Annotated in this window: 23 protein-coding genes; 14 read left to right on the forward strand and 9 right to left on the reverse strand. The window is 70.9% G+C overall.

The window, feature by feature from the left end; translation table 11 throughout:
* The first annotated feature begins 25 nt into the window (after positions 1 to 25).
* From ACFY9S_RS21370 to ACFY9S_RS21390, 5 genes are all read left to right on the forward strand, one after another.
* The gene (locus ACFY9S_RS21370) at positions 26 to 1,432 is read left to right on the forward strand and encodes a family 2B encapsulin nanocompartment shell protein (RefSeq protein ID WP_391130847.1); all 1,407 of its coding nucleotides are present in this window, start codon (positions 26 to 28) and stop codon (positions 1,430 to 1,432) included.
* 111 nt (positions 1,433 to 1,543) lie between these two features.
* Complete coding sequence (locus ACFY9S_RS21375; RefSeq protein WP_391130850.1) at positions 1,544 to 2,713, forward strand: family 2 encapsulin nanocompartment cargo protein polyprenyl transferase; 1,170 nt, start codon at positions 1,544 to 1,546, stop codon at positions 2,711 to 2,713.
* Between the two features lie 390 nt (positions 2,714 to 3,103).
* A complete protein-coding gene (locus ACFY9S_RS21380; protein WP_391130853.1) occupies positions 3,104 to 3,715 on the forward strand; it encodes a GNAT family N-acetyltransferase in 612 nt (203 codons plus the stop codon).
* A gap of 644 nt (positions 3,716 to 4,359) precedes the next feature.
* Entirely contained in the window at positions 4,360 to 4,773 is a 414-nt protein-coding gene (locus tag ACFY9S_RS21385; protein ID WP_102908979.1) for a YciI family protein, read from the forward strand.
* A 29-nt stretch (positions 4,774 to 4,802) separates the two neighbouring features.
* The gene (locus tag ACFY9S_RS21390) at positions 4,803 to 6,023 is read left to right on the forward strand and encodes a sigma-70 family RNA polymerase sigma factor (protein WP_391130856.1); all 1,221 of its coding nucleotides are present in this window, start codon (positions 4,803 to 4,805) and stop codon (positions 6,021 to 6,023) included.
* A 76-nt stretch (positions 6,024 to 6,099) separates the two neighbouring features.
* Here ACFY9S_RS21390 and ACFY9S_RS21395 read toward each other — a convergent pair whose 3' ends face one another.
* The gene (locus ACFY9S_RS21395) at positions 6,100 to 6,834 is read right to left on the reverse strand and encodes a VOC family protein (RefSeq protein ID WP_391130859.1); all 735 of its coding nucleotides are present in this window, start codon (positions 6,832 to 6,834) and stop codon (positions 6,100 to 6,102) included.
* Positions 6,835 to 6,938: 104 nt separating this feature from the next.
* Here ACFY9S_RS21395 and ACFY9S_RS21400 point away from each other — a divergent pair, with 104 nt between their 5' ends.
* Positions 6,939 to 8,093 carry an inorganic phosphate transporter gene (locus tag ACFY9S_RS21400; protein ID WP_391130862.1) on the forward strand — a complete coding sequence of 385 codons (1,155 nt, stop codon included), beginning with the start codon at positions 6,939 to 6,941 and terminating at the stop codon, positions 8,091 to 8,093.
* Positions 8,094 to 8,109: 16 nt separating this feature from the next.
* The gene (locus ACFY9S_RS21405; RefSeq protein ID WP_391130865.1) at positions 8,110 to 8,343 is read left to right on the forward strand and encodes a hypothetical protein; all 234 of its coding nucleotides are present in this window, start codon (positions 8,110 to 8,112) and stop codon (positions 8,341 to 8,343) included.
* A gap of 190 nt (positions 8,344 to 8,533) precedes the next feature.
* On the opposite strand, the gene sodN is transcribed toward ACFY9S_RS21405, so the two are convergent.
* Positions 8,534 to 8,929 carry a superoxide dismutase, Ni gene (gene sodN, locus ACFY9S_RS21410; protein WP_031140564.1) on the reverse strand — a complete coding sequence of 132 codons (396 nt, stop codon included), beginning with the start codon at positions 8,927 to 8,929 and terminating at the stop codon, positions 8,534 to 8,536.
* A 145-nt stretch (positions 8,930 to 9,074) separates the two neighbouring features.
* Here sodN and sodX point away from each other — a divergent pair, with 145 nt between their 5' ends.
* Positions 9,075 to 9,509 carry a nickel-type superoxide dismutase maturation protease gene (gene sodX / locus ACFY9S_RS21415; protein WP_102912064.1) on the forward strand — a complete coding sequence of 145 codons (435 nt, stop codon included), beginning with the start codon at positions 9,075 to 9,077 and terminating at the stop codon, positions 9,507 to 9,509.
* On the opposite strand, the gene ACFY9S_RS21420 is transcribed toward sodX, so the two are convergent.
* Positions 9,392 to 10,042 (reverse strand): ABATE domain-containing protein, encoded by a 651-nt coding sequence (locus tag ACFY9S_RS21420; RefSeq protein WP_146046278.1) that lies wholly within the window; start codon positions 10,040 to 10,042, stop codon positions 9,392 to 9,394. The two genes, sodX and ACFY9S_RS21420, sit on opposite strands and share 118 nt — an antisense overlap.
* Positions 10,043 to 10,131: 89 nt before the next feature.
* Between ACFY9S_RS21420 and ACFY9S_RS21425 the strand changes: the two genes are divergently transcribed.
* On the forward strand, positions 10,132 to 10,902 hold the full coding sequence (locus ACFY9S_RS21425; protein ID WP_391130869.1) for a methyltransferase domain-containing protein: 771 nt from the start codon (positions 10,132 to 10,134) through the stop codon (positions 10,900 to 10,902).
* 56 nt (positions 10,903 to 10,958) lie between these two features.
* Here the strand turns inward: ACFY9S_RS21425 and ACFY9S_RS21430 are convergent, their stop codons facing one another.
* The 3 genes from ACFY9S_RS21430 to ACFY9S_RS21440 are packed head-to-tail and all read right to left on the reverse strand — an operon-like array spanning position 10,959 to position 13,641.
* A complete protein-coding gene (locus ACFY9S_RS21430) occupies positions 10,959 to 11,720 on the reverse strand; it encodes an ATP-binding cassette domain-containing protein (protein ID WP_391130872.1) in 762 nt (253 codons plus the stop codon).
* Complete coding sequence (locus tag ACFY9S_RS21435; RefSeq protein ID WP_391130875.1) at positions 11,717 to 12,658, reverse strand: ABC transporter permease subunit; 942 nt, start codon at positions 12,656 to 12,658, stop codon at positions 11,717 to 11,719. Before ACFY9S_RS21435 ends, ACFY9S_RS21430 begins: the two co-directional genes overlap by 4 nt.
* A gap of 32 nt (positions 12,659 to 12,690) precedes the next feature.
* Positions 12,691 to 13,641, reverse strand: coding sequence for a transporter substrate-binding domain-containing protein (locus tag ACFY9S_RS21440; RefSeq protein WP_391130878.1), 951 nt, complete (start codon positions 13,639 to 13,641; stop codon positions 12,691 to 12,693).
* 626 nt (positions 13,642 to 14,267) lie between these two features.
* Here ACFY9S_RS21440 and ACFY9S_RS21445 point away from each other — a divergent pair.
* The 4 genes from ACFY9S_RS21445 (at position 14,268) to ACFY9S_RS21460 (ending at position 17,612) form a co-directional block, all read left to right on the forward strand.
* Positions 14,268 to 15,500, forward strand: coding sequence for an NADP-dependent malic enzyme (locus tag ACFY9S_RS21445; protein ID WP_102912070.1), 1,233 nt, complete (start codon positions 14,268 to 14,270; stop codon positions 15,498 to 15,500).
* 264 nt (positions 15,501 to 15,764) lie between these two features.
* Positions 15,765 to 16,730, forward strand: coding sequence for a zinc-binding dehydrogenase (locus ACFY9S_RS21450; RefSeq protein WP_102912071.1), 966 nt, complete (start codon positions 15,765 to 15,767; stop codon positions 16,728 to 16,730).
* A gap of 100 nt (positions 16,731 to 16,830) precedes the next feature.
* Complete coding sequence (locus tag ACFY9S_RS21455) at positions 16,831 to 17,040, forward strand: HTH domain-containing protein (protein ID WP_003992902.1); 210 nt, start codon at positions 16,831 to 16,833, stop codon at positions 17,038 to 17,040.
* Positions 17,040 to 17,612 carry a Clp protease N-terminal domain-containing protein gene (locus ACFY9S_RS21460; protein WP_391130883.1) on the forward strand — a complete coding sequence of 191 codons (573 nt, stop codon included), beginning with the start codon at positions 17,040 to 17,042 and terminating at the stop codon, positions 17,610 to 17,612. The genes ACFY9S_RS21455 and ACFY9S_RS21460 overlap by 1 nt, the downstream gene beginning before the upstream one ends.
* A gap of 20 nt (positions 17,613 to 17,632) precedes the next feature.
* On the opposite strand, the gene ACFY9S_RS21465 is transcribed toward ACFY9S_RS21460, so the two are convergent.
* Positions 17,633 to 18,700, reverse strand: coding sequence for a helix-turn-helix transcriptional regulator (locus ACFY9S_RS21465; RefSeq protein ID WP_391130886.1), 1,068 nt, complete (start codon positions 18,698 to 18,700; stop codon positions 17,633 to 17,635).
* Position 18,701: 1 nt separating this feature from the next.
* Positions 18,702 to 19,673 carry a DUF4097 domain-containing protein gene (locus ACFY9S_RS21470; protein ID WP_391130889.1) on the reverse strand — a complete coding sequence of 324 codons (972 nt, stop codon included), beginning with the start codon at positions 19,671 to 19,673 and terminating at the stop codon, positions 18,702 to 18,704.
* 147 nt (positions 19,674 to 19,820) lie between these two features.
* Between ACFY9S_RS21470 and ACFY9S_RS21475 the strand changes: the two genes are divergently transcribed.
* Positions 19,821 to 20,651, forward strand: a complete 831-nt coding sequence (locus ACFY9S_RS21475; protein WP_391130892.1) for a hypothetical protein — start codon at positions 19,821 to 19,823, stop codon at positions 20,649 to 20,651.
* 74 nt (positions 20,652 to 20,725) lie between these two features.
* Here the strand turns inward: ACFY9S_RS21475 and ACFY9S_RS21480 are convergent, their stop codons facing one another.
* Positions 20,726 to 20,905: a DUF6104 family protein gene (locus ACFY9S_RS21480; RefSeq protein ID WP_003992906.1), complete on the reverse strand. Its 180-nt coding sequence runs from the start codon at positions 20,903 to 20,905 to the stop codon at positions 20,726 to 20,728.
* Positions 20,906 to 20,927 lie beyond the last annotated feature (22 nt).

Raw genomic sequence — 20,927 nt, forward strand, 5'->3', positions numbered from 1 at the left:
GTCACAACCGGGAGGGCAGTTCTCTATGTCGGTAGGCGAAGAGGTCCGCACGGAGCAGACCAAGCCGCAGCAGAGTCTCGGCACGGCGGCCGCGCGGAACCTGGCCACCACGACCAAGTCCGTGCCACAGATGCAGGAGATCAGTTCCCGCTGGCTGCTGCGGATGCTGCCGTGGGTCGACATCCAGGGTGGTACGTACCGGGTGAACCGGCGGCTGACGTTCGCCGTGGGCGACGGCCGGCTGACGTTCGTGAAGACCGGCGACCGCGTCGAGATCATCCCCGCCGAGCTGGGCGAACTGCCGGCGCTGCGGTCGTACGACGACGAGGAGGTGCTCTTCGAGATCGCCCGCCGCTGCGAGCAGCGGGAGATCCCGGCGGGCGATGTCATCGCCTCGTTCGGCGGCCCGTCCGAGGAGGTGTACCTCCTGGCGCACGGCAGGGTGGAGAAGGTCGGCACGGGACCGTACGGGGAGGACGAGTCCCTCGGAGTCCTCGCCGACGGTGCCTACTTCGGCGACGACGCGCTGCTGAACGAGGACGCGATCTGGGAGTACACAGCCCGCGCCCTCACCGCGTGCACCGTGCTCGTGCTGCCCCGCCAGGAGTTCGAGCAGATCGCGGAGCGCTCGGACACCCTGCGCGAACACCTCCGGCAGCTCCGCTCCATCCCCTCGCAGCGCTCCAACAAGTACGGCGAGAAGGAGATCGACCTCTCCTCCGGCCACTCCGGCGAGCCGGACATCCCGCACACCTTCGTCGACTACGAGGCCCGGCCCCGTGAGTACGAGCTGAGCGTCGCCCAGACCGTGCTGCGCATCCACACGCGCGTGGCCGACCTCTACAACCAGCCCATGAACCAGACCGAGCAGCAGATCCGGCTGACGGTCGAGGCGCTGAAGGAGCGCCAGGAGCACGAGCTCATCAACAACCGCGACTTCGGTCTGCTGCACAACTGCGAGTACGACCAGCGCATCCAGCCGCACGACGGCGTGCCCGGGCCGGACGACCTGGACGAGCTGCTCAGCAGGCGCCGCGGCACCAAGATGCTCCTCGCCCACCCGCGCGCCATCGCCGCGTTCGGCCGCGAGCTCAACAACCGTGGGCTGGTCCCCGAGACCATCGACATGGCCGGCAACCGCATCCCGACCTGGCGCGGTGTGCCGATCTTCCCGTGCAACAAGATCCCGGTCTCGGACGCCCGTACGACGTCCATCATCGCCCTGCGTACCGGCGAGGCCGATCAGGGTGTCATCGGTCTGCGTGCTTCCGGCATCCCTGACGAGATCGAGCCGAGCCTGTCGGTCCGCTTCATGGGCATCAATGAACAGGCCATCATCAAGTACCTGGTCACGGCCTACTACTCGGCCGCGGTCCTGGTACCCGACGCGCTCGGGGTTCTGGAGAACGTCGAGATCGGCCGCTGGCGGTGACGCTCCCGGCACGCCGGCCGTGTCCCCGCCCGTCGGGGCGGGTACATCCTCGGGGTACGAGCCCAGCGGCAGCGGAAGCGCCACCGTCCGCTCATCCTCCGAGGCGGTCCCATGGGTGAGTCCCTCACGCGGTCCGGGGAGGGGACGACGCTGCCCGCCCACGCTGGGCAGCGTCGCGCCGAACCCGGGCGGTCGGCCGGGGCTCCGGAGGGGCAGGGGGGCATCGGGACACAGAGGGACGGCGAGCGGGGGCCGGCCGAAGAGCACGAGTCGGTCATGCTGCTGAAGCGGGCCCGGGCGGAGGTCGACCCGGTGCTGCGGGCCGCGCTCGGCTCGCTGCCCGCGCCGATGCGCCGGGTCGCGCTCCACCACTTCGGCTGGGAGCAGGCCGACGGCACCCCGGCGGACGGGGGGTCCGGCAAGGCGATACGGCCCGCCCTGGTCCTCGCCGCGGCGGCCGCACTCGGCGGGCAGAAGGCGCGCGCGGGGGCGGCTCGGGCGGCCGCAGCGGTGGAGTTGGTGCACAACTTCACGCTGCTGCACGACGACGTGATGGACCGGGACACCACACGCCGCCACCGCCCCACCGCGTGGACCGTGTTCGGCGACGCCGACGCCATCCTCGCCGGGGACACCCTGCAGGCGCTGGCCCTGCGGCTGCTCGCTCAGGATCCGCACCCGGCGTCCCGGGCCGCCGCCGCCCGGCTCGCGGACTGCGTGGTGGAACTGTGCGCGGGCCAGCACGCGGACACGGCGATGGAGCGGTGTGCCCCCGGAGAGGTCACGCTCGACGAGGTGCTCGCGATGGCGGAGGCCAAGACGGGCGCTCTGATCGGGAGCGCGTGCGCGATCGGAGGGCTGTACGCGGGTGCCTCTGACGAGGAAGTGGCGGCGCTGGACGCGTTCGGCAGGGAGGCGGGGCTCGCCTTCCAGCTCATCGACGACGTCATCGGCATATGGGGTGACCCGCGCCGCACCGGCAAGCCCGCCGGTGCCGATCTGGCCGCCCGGAAGAAGTCGCTGCCGGTGGTGGCGGCCTTCACTTCCGGCACACCGGCGGCGGCCGAACTCGCCGAACTGTACGCACGGACCAGCGGGCAGGAGGACCTCGACGACATCGCCCTGGCCGTGGAGCGCGCGGGGGGCCGTGACTGGGCGCAGGGCCAGGCGGCCGACCGGATGGCCCGGGCGATGCAGCAGTTGGCCCGGGCGGTGCCGGACCCGGAGGCGGCGGGCGGCCTGCTGGCCCTCGCCGAGTTCGTGACACGGCGCAGCGGTTGACGGGCCACAGCGTCGACGGGCCGCAGCGGTTGACCGGCCGCAGCGTCGACCGGCCACAGCGTTGACCGGCCGCAGCATTGGATGGCCCGCAGCAGTGAGCGGTCCGTCGGTAACGGCTGCAGACCGCCCGCACAGGCGACGCCCTTTCGGGTGGCCGAAGGGCAGGGCCCCGGAGCGACGGGGCCGTGCGGCTCCTGACCCCGCACGGCCACCGGCATCCGGTCGGCGGGTCCCGCACTGCCCCACGGTGTGCGGGGCCCGCCACCTCCCCGCATCCGTCGAGTTTGGGCAAATGTTCGATCGGATCTCGCCAAGATCCTGCTCGTACCCCTGGGCGAGGGCCAACCCCCCTACGATCAACGCCGGTCGGGACGAGCGAAGGGGTGCGGCATGGGTGTGGCCATCCGGACGGCGGGCGAAGGGGACAGGGAGCTGATCGTCCGGCTGCTGGACGAGGCGTTCCAGGACGACCCCGTGAGCGGCTGGGTCTTCCCCGGCGTGGAGGACCGCCGTGCCAAGCACCCCCGGCTCATGGCAGCCTTCACCGACATCGTCCTCGCGGCCGGCCGCATAGATGTCACCGAGGACGGCTCGGCCTGCGCGCTGTGGCTCTCCGTGCCCGCCGACGAGGGCCACGGGGACGCGGAGGACGAAGGACCGGCCCAGGTGCGGGAAGCCGTCGACCCGGACAACGAGCGCGTGGAGAGGATCGGCCGGCTGATGGCCGCCATCCACCCCACCGGGCGGGCCCACGAGTACCTGTGGATGATCGGTGTGGCCCCCGGCCGTCAGGACGAGGGCCTCGGCACCGCGCTCATCGAGGCCGTCCTCGACCGCTGCGACCGCGAAGGGCTGCCCGCCTACCTGGAGGCCAGCAACGCCCGTAGCCGCAACCTGTACGAGCGCCTGGGTTTCGAGCCGGCCGGTCCGGCCCTGGACCTGCCGGACGGCCCGTCGATGTGGCCCATGTGGCGCGAGCCCAGGACCCACCGGCCCGCCTAGGCCATACCCCGAGAGGGGCACCTGCCGCGCCGTCCCGCGAACGCGGCACCTGCCGCGCCGTCCCGCGCACGCGGCACCTGCGGCGCCGTCCCGCGGGATGCCGCGCCGCCCTTACTCCACCGCGCAGCCGCCCTCCAGACAAGCGACGCGACCTCGCGGGCGTCCTTTCAGGCCTCGGGGCCGCCGTCCCCCCGGCCCTCCTCCGGCAATACCGTCGCCACGATCCGCTGGCGCGCAGGTACAGGAGGCAGCGCTGAGCCCCCGACCGGCCTACTCTGAGGACATGGGCAGCGAAGAACAGGTCTGTCCGGACTGCGGACAGCCGGTGGAGACGGTCGTCCGGCGTCACAAGACGCTGGGCGCCTGGGTCCCTCGCTGGGTGGCGGGACCGTGCCGCAACCCCGAGTGCGGGGCCTATGAGGCGGAGGACGCCGACAGCGGTCACACCGCCGAAGGCACCCGGTCGGCGCGAGCCCGCACGGCCCCCGGGGAAACCACCCCACCTGTCACGAACCCGCCCGAACCGGCTCCCGGAGACTCAGCCGTCAAACATCTCTGAGCCCGTGTCGAGATACGCGGACCGGCTCCGACGTCCCCTGTGAAGTACCGCCCACCGGGGCGGTGAGAGCCGAAGGAGCGGACTGATGAAGTACCTGGTCATGGTTCAGGGCACACAGGCGGACTACGACGCCATGCGTGGCAAGGCGTCGACGCACTCCCCGGCCTGGAGCGAGGAGGAGCTGCAGACGATGTTCGCCTACATGGGTGCCATCAACGACGATCTGGCCGAGACGGGCGAGCTCGTCGACGGGCAGGGCCTGGCCGAGCCGGCGCAGACCCGGCACGTCACCCTCGGCGACGACGGCAAGGCCGTGATCACCGACGGCCCGTACAGCGAGACCAAGGAGCTGCTGGCAGGCTACTGGGTCCTGGAGTGCGAGAGCCTGGAGCGGGTCACGGAGATCGCCGACCGCGTCGCTCGCTGCCCCCAGCCGGCCGGCGCCCCCGACTACCCCGTCGTGATCCGCCCGATCATGGACGGCTCCGGGGACATCTGACGAGCCGGCCGACGCCGACGGACGCACTGGTGAGGAACTCACCGGAGATCGAGGACCTGCTGCGCCGAGACGCGCCGCAGGTCCTCGGTGCGCTGGTCAGACGGTACGGGCACTTCGACGCCGCCGAGGACGCCGTGCAGGAGGCGCTGCTCGCGGCAGCCGGGCAGTGGCCCTCGGCGGGGCTGCCAGGCAATCCGCGCGGCTGGCTGATCAAGGTCGCCTCGCGGCGGCTCACCGACGCCCTGCGCAGTGATCAGGCCCGGCGGCAGCGCGAGGAGCGGGCGGCCGCCCTCACGCCCCGGGACGCCTTCACCGCGCCGCCCCCCGGGGAGCGGGCGCCGCGTGCGGACGACACGCTCTCGCTGCTGTTCCTGTGCTGCCATCCGGCCCTGTCGCCGCCCGCGCAGATCGCGCTCACGCTGCGTGCCGTGGGCGGTCTGACCACGGCGGAGATCGCGCGGGCCTGCCTGGTCCCGGAGGCGACGATGGCCCAGCGAGTCAGCCGGGCCAAGCAGAGGGTGCGGGGTGTGCGCTTCGGTCGGCCGGACCGTTGGGAGGAGCGGCTGCCGTCCGTCCTGCAGACCCTCTACCTGATCTTCAACGAGGGCTACACGGCGACTTCGGGCGCCGCGCTCCAACGCCGCGACCTTGCCGGGGAAGCCGTACGGCTGACCCGCACGGTCCACCGGCTGCTGCCCGGCGACTGCGAAGTGGCCGGTCTGCTCGCGCTGATGCTGCTCACCGACGCCCGGCGCGACGCGCGCAGCGGTCCGCGCGGCGAGCTGATCCCCCTCGACGAGCAGGACCGCGACCGCTGGGACCGGGCGGCGATCGAGGAGGGCGTCGCGCTGGTCACCCGGGCCCTGTCCCGGGGCCGCCCCGGGCCGTTCCAGCTGCGGGCCGCGATCGCCGCCGTGCACGACGAGGCATCCTCACCCGAGTCGACCGACTGGGACGAGATCCTGGGCCTGTACGACATCCTCGTCGGTCTGGTCCCCGGCCCGGTCGAACGCCTCAACCGCGCGGTCGCCGTCGCCATGGTCCACGGTCCGCGCGCAGGTCTGACCGAAGTGGACGCCCTGTCCGGTGAGTTGAAGGGGCATCGCCTGGACGCCGTGCGAGGCCATCTGCTGGAGCGGGTGGGCGAACCGGAAGCCGCCCGCGCCGCCTACGAGTCGGCGGCCGCGCAGACCCTGAGCCTGCCCGAGCAGCGCTACCTCCGGGCCCGGGCGGCGCGGTTGGCCGACTAGCGTGTGCGGCATGGGCCTGCCGGGGGAGCGGCATGGCGCGGTGTCGCGACCGGCTGGGCGCATATGTCAGCAGTTCCTAGCCGCGCAGCCCGCCCGTCACCGGATCCCGGCCTGTCAGGCAGTACGTGCCGCCCGCCGGGTCGCGCATCACCGTCCAGCCGGGGAAGCCGGTCACGAAGACGGCCCCGAGCTCCTCGTGCAGCGCCCGGGTCGCCGCGACGTCCGCGCAGGCGAGGTCGAGGTGGGCGGATGCCGGGCGTTCCTCACCGAGGCGTTGCAGGAGCAGACGGACCGGCAGGCCCGGCGGCGGCTTGACCACGTGAAACTCCGGGAGGGAGCCCGGTAGCGACTCCCAGCCGTCGAGCAGGGCGCTCCAGAAGGCGACTTCCGTGGCGTAGGCCGAGGCGGGGACGTCCAGGCACACCTGGTCGAGCCGGCTGCCCCGCACCACGCCCGGACGCGACGACTGCTCGCGCCAGGGGTCCGCGCAGAACAACTGTCCGCCGGGCGAGCGCAGCACCACGAGCGATCCCAGATCGGCCACCACATCCGCGCCGAGCCGCACCGCCGCGGCGGCGAACTCCGGTACGTCGTCCACGCAGAAGTCGACGTGTGCACCGCCCGGCCCCGGACCCACCGCCTGCACCTTCACGAACGCGTCGGCGCTGTCGGGGAGCAGGGTGAGGAACTCGTCGTGTTCGCCGCGCGGTTCGGACAGGCGGGTGTCCGTGACCGTCGTCCAGAAGTCGCAGGCGGGGCCGAGGGCGTCACGCGGGCGGTCGATGAAGGCGTACGTCCAGCTGATCCTCATGAGCGCGATCCTAGAGGGACGCGCCACCGCCACCTGCGTGAACCTTGACCAGCCTTTGCCCCACCGTTCCCCGTCCATTGGCTCGCGCTTGTTTGCATTCAGGAATGGACCACATCACGTTCCTCGTGGCGGTCGTCATCGTCACCGCACTCGCCTTCGACTTCACCAACGGATTCCACGACACGGCGAACGCGATGGCCACGTCCATCGCCACCGGCGCGCTCGCTCCCCGTACGGCGGTCCTGATCAGCGGTGTCCTCAACGTCGTCGGTGCCTTCCTGTCCACTGAGGTCGCCAGGACCATCTCCGGCGGCATCGTGGACGACACCCTCGTCTCCCCGGGCATGATCTTCGCGGGGCTCATCGGCGCGATCCTGTGGAATCTGCTGACCTGGCTGGCCGGTCTCCCCTCGAGCTCCTCGCACGCGCTGTTCGGCGGTCTGATCGGGGCCGTGTGGGTCGGGGCGGGCAGCCGCGGCGTCGACTTCGACAAGGTCGTCGAGAAGGTGCTGGTGCCGGCGGTGGCCTCGCCGGTCGTCGCCGGTGTCGCCGCGCTGCTCGCCACCTACCTCGCCTACCGGCTCACCGACCGGGCCCGCAAGGACTCCGTCACCAAGGGCTTCCGCATCGGCCAAGTCGCCTCCGCCTCGCTCGTCTCGCTCGCCCACGGCACGAACGACGCGCAGAAGACCATGGGCGTCATCACCCTCACCCTGATCTCGGCCGGAGCGCTCGGCCACGACGCCGGCCCGCCCCTGTGGGTGATCGCGTCCGCGGGCCTCGCCATCGGGCTCGGCACGTACCTCGGGGGCTGGCGGATCATCCGCACGATGGGCAAGGGCCTCACCGAGATCCAGTCGCCGCAGGGGTTCGCCGCCGAGACCGCTTCCACGACCGTCATCCTGACCTCCGCCCACCTCGGATTCGCCCTGTCCACCACGCAGGTGGCCTCCGGCAGCATCCTCGGCGCGGGGCTCGGCCGGCGGCTCGCGGAGGTCCGCTGGGGCGTCGCGGGCCGGATGGCGGTCGCCTGGGTGATCACCCTGCCCGCCGCCGCACTGGTCGGGGGGCTGGCCGCCGCGGTCGTACAGAACGGCGGGGACCTCGGTACGGCGGTCGTCGCGCTGGTCGGCGCGGCCCTCGCCGCGGGCATCGTCGTCATCTCGCGCCGCAACCCGGTGCACGCGCACAACGTCAACGACGCGCACGACGTCAGCATCCGCACCGAGCCGCCGGCCAAGGTCGGCGCGGCCGCCTGAGCGATGGGGATCGGACATGCATCTGGACTGGACCGCACTCGCACTGGTCGCCGCGGTGAGCGTCGGCGCGACCGTCGCCGTGGCCGTCGTCTTCGCACTGGGCGTCCTCGGCCTCGCCCGCCTGGAAGGCACTCGCGCCCGGACGGGCGGCACCTTCGCCCTCGCCCTCACCCAGGCCACCCTGTGCTTCCTGGCCTGCGCGGCCGTGGTGGCCTACGGGATCTACCTGATCGTCCCTCAGTTCCGCTAGCGCCACTGGTTCGGCCGGCCTCACTGTGGAACACCCGACGTAGCCGCCCACCGAGTAGCCCCAGGGGAACCGGAAGGACGGGAAGGTCGGAAGACAACAGCGGAGCCCCGCACCCGTTGCCGGGTGCGGGGCTCCGCTGTTTCCTCCTGCCCGGCCAGCGAAATCGCCGGTCCGGCCACCTTGAGGAAGATCAGGCCTTCTTGGTCTCCCAGAAGATCTTGTCGATCTGGGCGATGTAGTCCAGCGCCTTCTGGCCGGTGGCCGGGTCGGTCGAGCCCTTGGCGGCCGAGAGGGCCTTGAGGGTGTCGTTGACCAGCTGGTGCAGCTCCGGGTACTTCTCGAAGTGCGGGGGCTTGAAGTAGTCGCTCCACAGCACCGAGACGTGGTGCTTGGCGAGCTCGGCGCGCTGTTCCTTGATGACGGTGGCGCGCGCCTGGAAGTGCGGGTCGTCGTTGGCGGCCATCTTCTCCTGCACGGCCTTCACCGACTCCGCCTCGATGCGGGCCTGGGCGGGGTCGTACACACCGCAGGGAAGGTCGCAGTGGGCACTGACCTTGACCTTGGGGGCAAACAGGCGGGAAAGCATGAAGCATTCCTTCCTCGTGATCGTCTTCTCACAGGGGACATTACTCCGTGAGGGACGGCTTTTCGCGGGTGCCCCCATGGGCTTAGGACAAAAGTCCGGGGTGAGACTGAGACTGGTGGAGGAAGAACCGGGGAGGTGCCGGGTGATGCCGGAGCTGTCGCAGGAGTCCGAGCGGGGCAGGCCCGCCCCGCCCTTCGGGGTGGCCGAGGTGACCGGGCCGTCCATGGTGCCCACGCTGTACCACGGGGACCGGCTCCTGGTGCACTACGGGGGCCGGGTCAGGCCCGGGGACGTCGTCGTACTGCGGCATCCCTTCCAGCAGGACCTGCTGGTCGTCAAGAGGGTGGCGCAACGGCGCGAGAGCGGCTGGTGGGTGCTCGGGGACAACGCCTACGCCGGCGGCGACAGCACCGACTACGGCGTCGTCCCCGACGACCTGGTGCTGGGACGGGTCCGGTTCCGCTACCGGCCGCGCAGGTCCGGACGGCGGTCGCCGTGGGCGCTGCTGGGCTGGGCGCTGTCGGCCGCCAGGCCGGTCCTCTCCGACCGGTCGGCTTCCAGGCGTTTGCGGGCGCGGTAGGCCGCCACGTTCGCCCGGGTCGCGCAGCGGTCGGAGCAGTAGCGCCGGGAGCGGTTGGTTGAGGTGTCGAGGTAGGCGTTGCGGCAGGGGGCGGCCTCGCACAGGCCGAGGCGGTCCACGCCGTACTCGGTCAGGTGGAACGCGAGGCCCATCGCCGCGATCGCCGCGTAGCCCGCCGTGGCGTTCGACGGGTGGTCCGCCAGGTGCATGTGCCACAGCGGGCGGCCGTCGTCGTCCCGGAAGTCGTGCCCGGAGACCTGCGGGCTCACCGGGAACTCCAGCAGCAGCGAGTTCAGCAGGTCGACGGCGAGCCTCTCCTCGCCCGCGTCGGCCGCCTCGAAGACCGCGCGCAGCCGGGCCCGGACCGAGCGGAAGCGGGTCACGTCCGCGTCGGTGGCCCGGCGGGCCGCCGACTGGCTGCCCCCGAACAGATCGCGGACGGCCTCGACCGACGTCAGTGCGTCCTTGCCCCGGGCCGGTTCCTCGGTGTTGACGAGACGCACGGCGTAGTCCGAGTAATAGGCCAGTTCCACTTGTAGTCCTTACGGAGGGGCTTTAGGGTCGTGAGTGCGCACTTGTAACAGCTGATGGTGCTTCCAGGGTATTACGAGGGAGGGGCTCGATGACGGACGCGGACATCACGACGGCCACCACGGACTGGCAGGCCTGGCAGGAGAGCTGGGACCGGCAGCAGGAGTGGTACATGCCCGACCGCGAGGAGCGGTTCCGGATCATGCTCGACATGGTCGAGGCCCTCGTGGGCACCGCCCCGCGCGTCCTCGACCTCGCCTGCGGCACGGGCACCATCACGGCCCGGCTGCTGGCCCGCTTCCCAAACGCCACCAGCACCGGGGTCGACCTCGACCCGGCGCTCCTCGCCATCGCCGAGGGCACCTTCGCGGGCGACGACCGGGTCCGCCTCGTCACCGCCGACCTCAAGGACCCCGACTGGCCGGCGAGGCTGCCGTACGACTCGTACGACGCCGTCCTGACCGCGACGGCCCTGCACTGGCTGCACCGGGAACCCCTCGCGGACCTCTACGGCCAGGTCGCGGAACTCGTCCGCGCCGGCGGTGTCTTCATGAACGCGGATCACATGATCGACGAGTCGACGCCGCGGATCAACGCGGCGGAGCGGGCACAGCGGCACGCCCGCATGGATCAGGCCAAGCGGGACGGCGTCCTCGACTGGGCAGAGTGGTGGCAGCTCGCCGCGAAGGACCCGGTCCTCGCCGAACCCACTGCCCGGCGCTACGAGATCTACGGCGAACACGCGGACGGCGACATGCCGTCGGCGGCGTGGCACGCGCGCGTGCTGCGCGAGAAGGGCTTCGGCGAGGCCAGGCCGGTGTGGTGCTCGCCCTCGGACACCCTGCTGCTCGCCATGAAGTAGCCCGCGCGAAGGGGGCGGCACGGAGATTCCGTACCGCCCCCTCGCCGTGCGTACCGTCAGAGCACCTTGGACAGGAACGACTTCGTCCGCTCGTGCTGCGGGTTCGTCAGCACCTCGCGCGGGTGACCGGATTCGACCACCACACCGCCGTCCATGAAGACCAGGCTGTCGCCCACCTCGCGGGCGAAGCCCATCTCGTGCGTGACGACGATCATCGTCATGCCGGACTCGGCCAGGTCGCGCATGACGTCCAGGACGTCACCGACCAGCTCCGGGTCGAGCGCCGAGGTCGGCTCGTCGAACAGCATCAGCTTCGGGTCCATGGCGAGGGCCCGGGCGATGGCGACGCGCTGCTGCTGGCCGCCGGAGAGCTGCGAGGGGTAGCTGCCCGCCTTGTCGGCCAGGCCCACTCGGTCCAGAAGCTCCAGGGCACGCTGCCGGGCCTGGCCCCTGCTCACGCCCTTGACCTGGACCGGCGCCTCCATGACGTTCTCCACGGCCGTCAGGTGCGGGAACAGGTTGAAGCGCTGGAAGACCATGCCGATGTCCCGCCGCTTGACGGCGACCTCGCTGTCCTTCAGCTCGTAGAGCTTGTCGCCCTTCTGGCGGTAGCCGACCAGCTCTCCGTCGACGTACAGACGGCCGGCGTTGATCTTCTCCAGGTGGTTGATGCACCTGAGGAAGGTCGACTTGCCGGAGCCGGAGGGGCCGATGAGGCAGAACACCTCGCCGGACTTCACCTCCAGGTCTATGCCCTTGAGGACCTCTACGGGGCCGAAGGACTTGTGGACGCCCTCGGCCTTGACCATGGCGGTCATGCGGTGCCTCCCGTCGACGCCGAGCGGTTGGACAGGGACAGCAGGTTCGCCTTGATCTTCTGGAGCGGCGTGGCCGGGAGCGAATGGCTCGAACCACGCGCGTAGTACCGCTCCAGGTAGTACTGGCCGATGCTGAAGACGGACGTCATCAGCAGGTACCAGGCCGCCGCCAGGAACAGCATCTCGGCCGGGGCGCCGGAGGTCTGTCCGATGTCCTGAGCCGCTCGGAGCAACTCGGGATACTGGACGACCGAGACCAGCGAGGTCGTCTTCAGCATGTTGATGACCTCGTTGCCCGTCGGCGGCACGATCACGCGCATCGCCTGCGGGATGACGATCCGGCGCAGCGTCTTGGCGTGGCTCATGCCCAGCGCGTGCGACGCTTCCGTCTGGCCCTCGTCGACCGAGAGCAGGCCGGCCCGGCAGATCTCCGCCATGTACGCGGCCTCGTTGAGGCCGAGCCCCAGCAGCGCCGTCAGGAACGGGGTCATGAAGTCCGACCACTCGTCCTTGTAGAACGGCCCGAGGTTGATGTACTCGAAGACCAGGCCCAGGTTGAACCAGACGATCAGCTGCACCAGGACCGGGGTGCCGCGGAAGAACCAGATGTAGAACCATGCGATCGACGAGGTCACCGGGTTCTTCGACAGGCGCATCACGGCGAGCAGGACGCCGCCGACGATGCCGATCACCATGGACAGCACGGTCAGCAGAAGAGTCTTGCCGACGCCGTCCAGGATGCGGTCGTCGAAGAAGTAGTCCGGGATCGCATCCCAGTTGATCTTGCCCTGGGAGAACGCGTACACGACCCCGACCAGCAGGGCGATGGCGACGACGGCGGAGACGTACCGCCCGTAGTGCCGGACCGGGATGGCCTTGATGGCCTCCGGTCCGGCCGGGGGCGTGTCGGCCGGCGTCTTGTCGATGTCAACAGTCACGGGTGTTGCCTTTCAGTGCCGCTGACCTGCGGTCACTTGCCGCCGTTGATGGTGGCCGCGTCGATGGAGCCGTCCGTCACGCCCCACTTCTTCATGATCTTCTCGTAGTCGCCGTTCTCGATGACGGCGTCCAGCGCGGCCTTGAGGGCGTCCCGCAGCTGCGTCTGGTTCTTGGCGACCGCGATGCCGTACGGGGCGGCCTCGATCTGCTCGCCGACCAGCTGGAAGTCCTTGCCGCCGCCGGAGGTCTTCACCGCGTACGCGGCGACCGGGAAGTCGGACGAGCCGGCGTCGGCGCCGCCCGCGCGCAGGCGGGTCTGGGCCTGCTGGTCGTTGTCGAAGGGCTCGATGGCGATCTTCTTGCCGGCCGGGCACTTCTTCGACTCCGCCTTGGCGAGGTCCTCGGAGACCGTGCCGCGCTGCAGCACGATCTTCTTGCCGCACAGGTCGGACCAGGTCTTGATGCCCTGGTCGTCGCCCTTCTTGGTGTAGATCGAGACACCGGCGGTGAAGTAGTCCACGAAGTCGACGCCCTCGCCGACCTTCTTGCCGGTGTCGGAGTCGATGCCCTCCTGGCGGTCCTTGGTGTCGGTCATCGCGGACATGGCGATGTCGTACCGCTTGGAGCGCAGACCCGTGATCAGCGTGTCGAACGTGCCGTTCTCGAACTGGAAGTCGACCCCGAGCTGCTTGCCCATGGCGGCGGCGAGGTCCGGGTCGATGCCGACGACCTTGCCGGAGCTGTCCTTGAACTCGACCGGGGCGTAGGCGATGTCGGAGCCGACCTTGATGACACCCTTGTCGCGGATGGCCTGCGGCAGCTTGTCGGCGAGCGGGGCCGAGGCCGCGGTGTCGCTCGAGCCGGTGTCCTTGGTCTGGTCACCGCATCCGGTGAGCATCAGCGCGCCTGCGACCGCGATCGCACCGACCGCTGCTAGCCGGGAGTGCGCGGCGGTCGTACGACGGGTGGAGCTTGCGGTCATGGTGGGTTCCTCCGGCGGATGGGTGGAGTTGCCGATGGGGCGGGCTGCTGCCGATGGGGTTCGGCAGCGCCGTGGCACACCGAAGGTTTCGGCAGTGCCGTGGGTCGACGAGAGCACACCTCTTCGAGTGTCGCTACCTCGTGTGATGACGGCATCTTGCCATTCGGACTGCGCGATTCTGGGGGCCAGCCATGTCAAAATCGGATAACGGGCGACCCCCGAACCGCATCACTCCGGTACATCACGGCCGGACCTTCTATGGGAATCACCCCTTCCGGCCGGAAGATCTTCGGTATATCCCGGGATTTCAAGACGGTGAACGCGAGTTTTGCTGATGCTTGAGTGGTTATGGCTGCCTTGTCCAGGCCTTGTCCCGATTTTGGACGAAGAGTCAGGTCGCCGTCATGTGACCTTCGCGTTATGGACTCGTCGTCGGTGCGGTCCGTCCGGTAAGAAGGGTCCTTACACCCCTCATCCGGGGCTCAGGGCGCGTGTGCGGCGCGCCCATCGCGTACGCGCCCGTACGTATACACGTACAAGCACGACAGGGGCCTGCGCGGTGCCCGCCCACCCCTCACCAGGAGTGGCCACCCTCAAAACAATGAAGATTTAAGGGGTAAAACGAAGTGGCAGCGGAGATCGTCAATCCTCGCAGCGAGAGCAAGACCGGCGACACGGACCACGAGGGCGGTGCGGAGCCCCTCGACTCCTTCGACCCGGCGTTCGCGTTGCACCGCGGCGGCAAGATGGCTGTGCAGGCCACCGTGCCGGTCCGCGACAAGGACGACCTGTCCCTGGCGTACACGCCCGGCGTCGCGAAGGTGTGCAGCGCGATCGCGGAGCAGCCGGAGCTCGTGCACGATTACACGTGGAAGTCGTCGGTCGTGGCCGTCGTGACGGACGGTACGGCCGTGCTGGGCCTCGGCGACATCGGGCCCGAGGCCTCCCTCCCGGTGATGGAGGGCAAGGCGATCCTGTTCAAGCAGTTCGGCGGCGTGGACGCGGTGCCGATCGCCCTGAACTGCACGGACGTCGACGAGATCGTCGAGACCGTGGTGCGGCTCGCACCGTCCTTCGGCGGGGTCAACCTGGAGGACATCTCGGCACCCCGGTGCTTCGAGGTCGAGCGGAAGCTGCAGGAGCGACTGGACATCCCGGTCTTCCACGACGACCAGCACGGCACGGCCGTGGTGACGCTGGCGGCCCTGCGGAACGCCGCGCGGCTGAGCGGGCGAGCGCTGGGGGAGCTGCGGGCCGTCATCTCCGGCGCCGGTGCGGCCGGTGTCGCCATTGCGAAGATGCTGGTCGAGGCCGGGATCGGGGATGTCGCGGTGGCCGACCGCAAGGGTGTCGTGTCGGCGGATCGGGACGACCTCACACCGGTCAAGCAGGACCTGGCCGGGTTCACGAACAAGACCGGGATCACCGGGTCGCTGGAGGCGGCGCTGGACGGCGCCGACGTGTTCATCGGTGTTTCCGGCGGGACGGTGCCGGAGTCCGCGGTGGCGACGATGGCCGAGGGCGCGTTCGTCTTCGCCATGGCGAACCCGAACCCCGAGGTGCACCCCGAGGTCGCGCACAAGTACGCGGCGGTCGTCGCGACCGGGCGGTCGGACTTCCCGAACCAGATCAACAACGTGCTGGCGTTCCCGGGGATCTTCGCGGGGGCGCTGCAGGTGCGGGCCTCGCGGATCACCGAGGGGATGAAGCTGGCCGCCGCGGAGGCGCTGGCCGCCGTGGTCGGGGACGATCTCGCCGCCGACTACGTCATCCCGTCGCCGTTCGACGAGCGGGTCGCTCCGGCGGTCACGGCCGCGGTGGCGGCTGCGGCCCGTGCCGAGGGTGTGGCCCGGCGCTGACGCCGACGCTGGTGTGACGTGGCCCTGCCCGGGACGGGCGGGGCCATTTCTTTGCGTTCCGGTGGGGCTGTTCGGGTGGTGTGCGGGTGCCTCCGGCGGTGGTGCGGGTGCCGCTCCGTCCTCTCGCCGGTGGGGTGCGCCTTCGCTTGGCGTGTGGGCCTGTCGCTCGTTCGGCGGCACCGACTCCTGGACGTTGGCAAGAGGGTGTGTCTCACAGACGCCGGTGGTTCCACTCGGCAGGTGGTGGAACCTATCGTCGAGGTCATGTTCGCTGTCTACGCCGCCCGAATCGACCGCGACCAGCCGCTTTCCGGCCTGGAGTTGGGAGAGCGTCCGGCTCCCGAGGCCCGCCCCGGCTGGAGTACCGTCACGGTCAAGGCCGCCTCCCTCAACCACCACGACCTCTGGTCCCTGCGTGGCGTGGGCCTCGCAGAGGACAAGCTGCCGATGATCCTCGGCTGTGATGCCGCCGGTGTCGACGAGGACGGCAACGAGGTCGTTCTGCATTCCGTGATCGGACAGAGCGGGCACGGGGTCGGCCCGAAGGAGCCCCGGTCCATCCTCACCGAGCGCTACCAGGGCACCTTCGCCGAGCAGGTCGCCGTGCCGACCTGGAACATCCTGCCCAAGCCCGAGGAGCTCTCCTTCGAGGAGGCCGCCTGCCTGCCCACGGCGTGGCTGACCGCGTACCGGATGCTGTTCACCAACGCGGGTGTCCGCCCCGGCGACTCCGTGCTGGTGCAGGGCGCCGGCGGTGGTGTCGCCACGGCTGCCATCGTGCTGGGCAAGGCTGCCGGGCTCCGGGTCTTCGCCACCAGCCGCGACGAGGCCAAGCGGAAGCGGGCCGTGGAGCTCGGGGCCGTCGAGGCGCTGGAGTCCGGGGCGCGGCTGCCGCAGCGGGTCGACGCCGTGATCGAGACCGTCGGGGCCGCCACCTGGTCGCATTCCGTGAAGTCGCTGAAGCCCGGCGGCACGCTGGTCATCTCCGGTGCCACCAGTGGCGACAGGCCCTCGCACGCAGAGCTGACCCGGATCTTCTTCCTTGAACTCAAGGTCGTCGGATCCACGATGGGCACCAAGGACGAACTGGAGGACCTGCTCGCGTTCTGTGCGGCGACCGGAGTGCGGCCCGTCATCGACGAGGTCATGCCCATGGACCGCGCGCGTGAGGGCTTCGAGCGGCTGGCTTCGGGAGAGCAGTTCGGGAAGGTCGTGCTGACGAATCACTGAATCCTCCTGTAGGTGCGTCGACGGCCGGTCCCGGGTGGGCCGGCCGTTTTCTATGTCAACTGTGATTGACGCGGGCCGATTGTCAACGTAGGTTGACGGCATGACCGAAGCAACCGATCTGGCCGAACGTGCCGGTGACCGTGATCCACGGGTCGGCCTGCGGGCCGTCGCCGCGCTGCGCCGGCTGCTGGAGCAGTTGGAAGCCGTGCAGGTGCGCAACGCGCGCAATCAGGGCTGGTCGTGGCAGGAGATCGCCACCGAACTCGGTGTGAGCAGGCAGGCCGTGCACAAGAAGTACGGGAGGCATTGATGTTCGAGCGGTTCACGAAGGACGCCCGCGACGTGGTGAAGAGCGCGTACGCGTACGTGGACGGGGGTGGTGAGGGCGGGCAGGTCGTGGAGCCGGAGCATCTGCTGCTGGCGCTGCTCGACCGGGAGGGCAGCCGGGGCTCCTTCGCGCTCGCGGCTCTCGGACTCGGTGAACGGCGGGAGTCCGTGCGGCAGGCGTTGCGTGAGGCGCGGCGGCGGGCCGGGCTGACGCAGGCCGAGACCGATGCGCTCGCCGGGCTGGGGATCGATGTGGAGGAGATCGTCGCCCGGGTGGAGGAGACTCACGGGGTCGGCGCCCTCGCCGGCGACCGGAAGGACAAGCGGTGGTGGTCGGGGCGTACCTCCTTCGGCCGAGGGGCCAAGGACGTGCTGGAGCGCTCCCTGAGGGTCGCCCTCGCCCAGCGGGACCGGCACATCGGGGACGAGCACATCCTGCTGGCCCTGACCCTGCGCCCCGGAGTGCCGGCCGAGGTCCTCGCCGATCACGGGGTGACGTACGAGCACCTGGTGCGGGTGCTGTATGGCAGTGGTGGCGAGGCCAAGGCCGGCTGAAGAACCGGGCCCCGGGCGCGCTACTTGTTCTGTGTGCGCAGGAGGGCTCCTATGTGGGCCGCCGCCGTCGACAGGTGGCGGCGGGCGTCGCGCAGCTGGTCGGGGGTGACGCCGTGGTCGCGGGCCGCGTCACGGATGTCGTCCCGGAAGCGGTCGAGCAGCCGGTCCAGGTCGCGGGCCGGGTCGCCTGTGGAGTCCGCGGCATCCTCGTGGGCCCAGGCCGGTTCGTAAGCGGCGGGGAAGTCCTCCGGGGGCTGTGAGGGCGTCGGTTCCGCGGCCGGCCTGCCGGTGCCGGTCCAGTCGAAGCCGAGGTCCTTGCCGAAGTCCTTGCCGTAGTCCTTTCCGAACTCGCCCACTTCCTTGGCCAGTTCGGTCAGGCCCTCGCGCAGGCCCGTCGGCCAGTCACCGCGGGCGAAGTGGTCCTGCACCTGCTCCTGCACGCGGCGGGTGATGCGCTGCACCTGCTCCTGGGCCTGTGCTCGGGCCTGTTCCTGGGCCTCCTTCGCCTGGCGGCGGGCACGCTGGGCGTCCTCGCGGGCACGGCGGCTCTCGTCCTTCGCCCGCCGGGCCTGCTCCTTCCACTCCTGCCGGGCCCGGCGCATCTCCTCCTTGGCGATGCGCCAGGTCTCCTTGTCGCCGTACTGCGAGAAGTCGCCGTAGGGTGCCCCGGCCGTGCCGTCGTCCCTGGTGCCGCTGTCCTGGCGGGCCTCGGTCGCCGCCGCGCGCATCTCGCGGCGCAGGTCGCCGGCGGCTCCGCGCACGTCGGCGCGGATCTCCGCGGCCAGCTCCGCGACCGACTCCCGGATCTCCAGTTCCAGGTCGGCCAGCTCGCCGCTGCGGTCGGCCAGTTCGGCGCGGCCCGCGTCGGTGATCGAGTAGACCTTGCGGCCGCCCTCGGTGGTGTGCGTGACCAGGCCCTCGGCCTCCAGTTTGGCCAGGCGCGGGTAGACGGTGCCCGCCGAGGGTGCGTACAGCCCCTGGAAGCGCTCCTCCAGCAGGCGGATCACCTCGTAGCCGTGGCGGGGGGCCTCGTCCAGCAGCTTCAGCAGGTACAGGCGGAGGCGGCCGTGGGCGAAGACGGGGGGCATGTCAGAGCACCTTCTTGTCGGTCGTGCCGTCGGCCGGGACGGTGGTGGGGGCATCACCCGGGCCGGAGACGGAATTGTCCCCCGAGCCGCCCCCGGGACCGCTCGCCGGGGCGGCCGCCGCACTGCTGCCGGCGGGCGGGGTGTCCCTCGGTCCGCTGTGCTCGTCCTCTCCGGACGGGCGGCGCAGCAGGGCGATCGAGCCGGAGACGGTGGTGGCCCGCAGTTTGCCGGTGCCGGCGCCGAGGCGGCCTGTGATCTTGTGAGCGCCCCACTGGCCGTGCACCCGGAGACCTTCGAAGGCGTTGGAGACGGAGCCGCTCGCCGTGTTCGCCTCGACCTCGGTGTCCGCCGGATACGGCAGCCGGATGGCGATCTCGCCGGAGACGCTCGTCAGCCGTACGTCCGTCGGGCCGTCCGGGTCGAGGTCGACGATCATCGAGCCGCTCACCGACTCCGCCCGCACGGAGGGGCCGGAGCCCTCGACCACCGTGAGGTCGCCGGAGACGGAGTTGAACCGGAGGTCGCCGGTCACGTCCTGGGCCTCCAGGCTGCCGGAGACCGTGTCGGCGCGGACCGGGCCGGAGAGGCCCACGAGTGTCGTGTCGCCGGTGACGCCCTTCACCACCGACGGGCCGTGGATGCCGGAGACGACGGCTGCCGCGCCGACCACACCCACCTCCACGCGCGTGCCGGCCGGGACGGCCAGGGAGACCACCGCGCTGCGGCGCCAGCCCTTGCGGTCCAGCCACTTGAGGAAGCCCTTCCAGGGCAGGTCCTCGTAGGCCACCGTGAGGACGCCGTCCTGCTGGGTCACCACCAGGGGCGGCCCCTCGATCTCGGAGATCTCCAGGCGGGCGGAACCTTCGTCCGTGCCCACCACGTTCACCGTTCCGTTGACCAGACGCACGTGCAGATCGCTCACGGGGTCGTCGAAGGTGAGCTTCCTCGGTTCCGTGACGGACCACTCGGACATGGTGCAGACCTCCCCGTCTCGACGCGCCATATCGCGTCATCTCGTATTCACGATATATCGCGGTCGGGGAAAGTCAAGACACCCGTCCGGGGAGAAGGGGGCGGGCATAAGGCCTCAAACGCTGAGGATTCGACCTACCGTGTGACCATGTCGACGGAACCCGCCCGCACGGAACCCGCACCCGGGGCGCTGCTGTTGTGCCGGGCGGCGCCCGGGTGCGTGGCCCCCGTCGCCGATCTGCTGCGCGAGCCGATGCAGCTCACGCCCGCGGGTGACGCGTGGAGCGTGCTCGTCCCCGAGGGTCGGCCCTGGCGGGACGGCGCCGAACCCGTCGACCGCGTGGCCACCGGTTGGGCCACGGCCCTCGCCGTAGGAGCTCCCTGGCCCGTCCTCGCCCTGTGGTGGGACACCGACCACGCCGGCTTCACGCTCGCGTCCGGCTTCCGCCGACCCGTCGGGTTCGTCTGGCTCGCGAGCGGTGTCCCGGTGGGGGAGGACGAGGCGATGCGCACCTTCGCCGCGCGTATGGGCCTCGACCCCGTCCTGGACGGACAGGACCTCGACCGGCTGACCGCACCCGATCCGGCGGCCGACGCACGCAGCCGGCTGCGCGGCCTGCTCGCTGTCCTCTTGCGCGTGGGCGTCTCCCTGCCCGCGGAACTGGCCCCCGGCGAACCAGCCGGCCGCCTCCGGGAAGCGGCCGCCCGCCGGCCGGACAGTATGCAAGTCGAGTGGCCCGGCCGACGCGAGGCGGGCGCGGAACGCGACCCTGTCGGCAGCACCCGTCTCGGCTCCTGGATGCCCTGGGCGGGCGGCCCCAGGGCCCGCGCCCTGGCCCTGGCGCAGCTGGCGGCGGGCCTGCCGCTCCTGGTCAGGGGCCTGCGACGGCGGGGCGGCGGCTGGGCCACGGCCGGGGCGCTGCTCCTCGCGCACGGCGCACTGGGGCTGACCTGCGACCTCACACGCCCGGGCGACTGACGCCGCCCGGGAGCGGCCGGATCCGGTCCCTGCTCGTCGTCCTCGTCGTCCAGCCGCGCGGCCGGATCCGGTCCCTACTCGTCGTCCTCGTCGTCCAGCCGCGCCAGCCACGTCGCCAGCCGCTCCACCGGTACCTCGAAGTCGGGATTGAGATCGACGAACGTCCGCAGCTGCTCGGCGAGCCACTCGAAGGTGACTTCCTCCTCGCCGCGCCGCTTCTCCAGTTCCTCGATGCCACGGTCCGTGAAGTACATGCCCTCAAGGATATGTGCGCGC

It is taken from the genome of Streptomyces sp. NPDC012474, from assembly GCF_042955185.1.
In the GTDB taxonomy this organism is placed as follows: domain Bacteria; phylum Actinomycetota; class Actinomycetes; order Streptomycetales; family Streptomycetaceae; genus Streptomyces; species Streptomyces cahuitamycinicus.

Bases quoted from the DNA above. Each gene is read 5' to 3' on its own strand.
- ACFY9S_RS21370 (WP_391130847.1), top strand. From the start codon at position 26: ATGTCGGTAGGCGAAGAGGTCCGCACGGAGCAGACCAAGCCGCAGCAG.
- ACFY9S_RS21375 (WP_391130850.1), top strand. From the start codon at position 1,544: ATGGGTGAGTCCCTCACGCGGTCCGGGGAGGGGACGACGCTGCCCGCC.
- ACFY9S_RS21380 (WP_391130853.1), top strand. From the start codon at position 3,104: ATGGGTGTGGCCATCCGGACGGCGGGCGAAGGGGACAGGGAGCTGATC.
- ACFY9S_RS21385 (WP_102908979.1), top strand. From the start codon at position 4,360: ATGAAGTACCTGGTCATGGTTCAGGGCACACAGGCGGACTACGACGCC.
- ACFY9S_RS21395 (WP_391130859.1), bottom strand. From the start codon at position 6,834: ATGAGGATCAGCTGGACGTACGCCTTCATCGACCGCCCGCGTGACGCC.
- ACFY9S_RS21400 (WP_391130862.1), top strand. From the start codon at position 6,939: ATGGACCACATCACGTTCCTCGTGGCGGTCGTCATCGTCACCGCACTC.
- ACFY9S_RS21405 (WP_391130865.1), top strand. From the start codon at position 8,110: ATGCATCTGGACTGGACCGCACTCGCACTGGTCGCCGCGGTGAGCGTC.
- sodN (WP_031140564.1), bottom strand. From the start codon at position 8,929: ATGCTTTCCCGCCTGTTTGCCCCCAAGGTCAAGGTCAGTGCCCACTGC.
- sodX (WP_102912064.1), top strand. From the start codon at position 9,075: ATGCCGGAGCTGTCGCAGGAGTCCGAGCGGGGCAGGCCCGCCCCGCCC.
- ACFY9S_RS21425 (WP_391130869.1), top strand. From the start codon at position 10,132: ATGACGGACGCGGACATCACGACGGCCACCACGGACTGGCAGGCCTGG.
- ACFY9S_RS21430 (WP_391130872.1), bottom strand. From the start codon at position 11,720: ATGACCGCCATGGTCAAGGCCGAGGGCGTCCACAAGTCCTTCGGCCCC.
- ACFY9S_RS21440 (WP_391130878.1), bottom strand. From the start codon at position 13,641: ATGACCGCAAGCTCCACCCGTCGTACGACCGCCGCGCACTCCCGGCTA.
- ACFY9S_RS21450 (WP_102912071.1), top strand. From the start codon at position 15,765: ATGTTCGCTGTCTACGCCGCCCGAATCGACCGCGACCAGCCGCTTTCC.
- ACFY9S_RS21455 (WP_003992902.1), top strand. From the start codon at position 16,831: ATGACCGAAGCAACCGATCTGGCCGAACGTGCCGGTGACCGTGATCCA.
- ACFY9S_RS21460 (WP_391130883.1), top strand. From the start codon at position 17,040: ATGTTCGAGCGGTTCACGAAGGACGCCCGCGACGTGGTGAAGAGCGCG.
- ACFY9S_RS21465 (WP_391130886.1), bottom strand. From the start codon at position 18,700: ATGCCCCCCGTCTTCGCCCACGGCCGCCTCCGCCTGTACCTGCTGAAG.
- ACFY9S_RS21470 (WP_391130889.1), bottom strand. From the start codon at position 19,673: ATGTCCGAGTGGTCCGTCACGGAACCGAGGAAGCTCACCTTCGACGAC.
- ACFY9S_RS21475 (WP_391130892.1), top strand. From the start codon at position 19,821: ATGTCGACGGAACCCGCCCGCACGGAACCCGCACCCGGGGCGCTGCTG.
- ACFY9S_RS21480 (WP_003992906.1), bottom strand. From the start codon at position 20,905: ATGTACTTCACGGACCGTGGCATCGAGGAACTGGAGAAGCGGCGCGGC.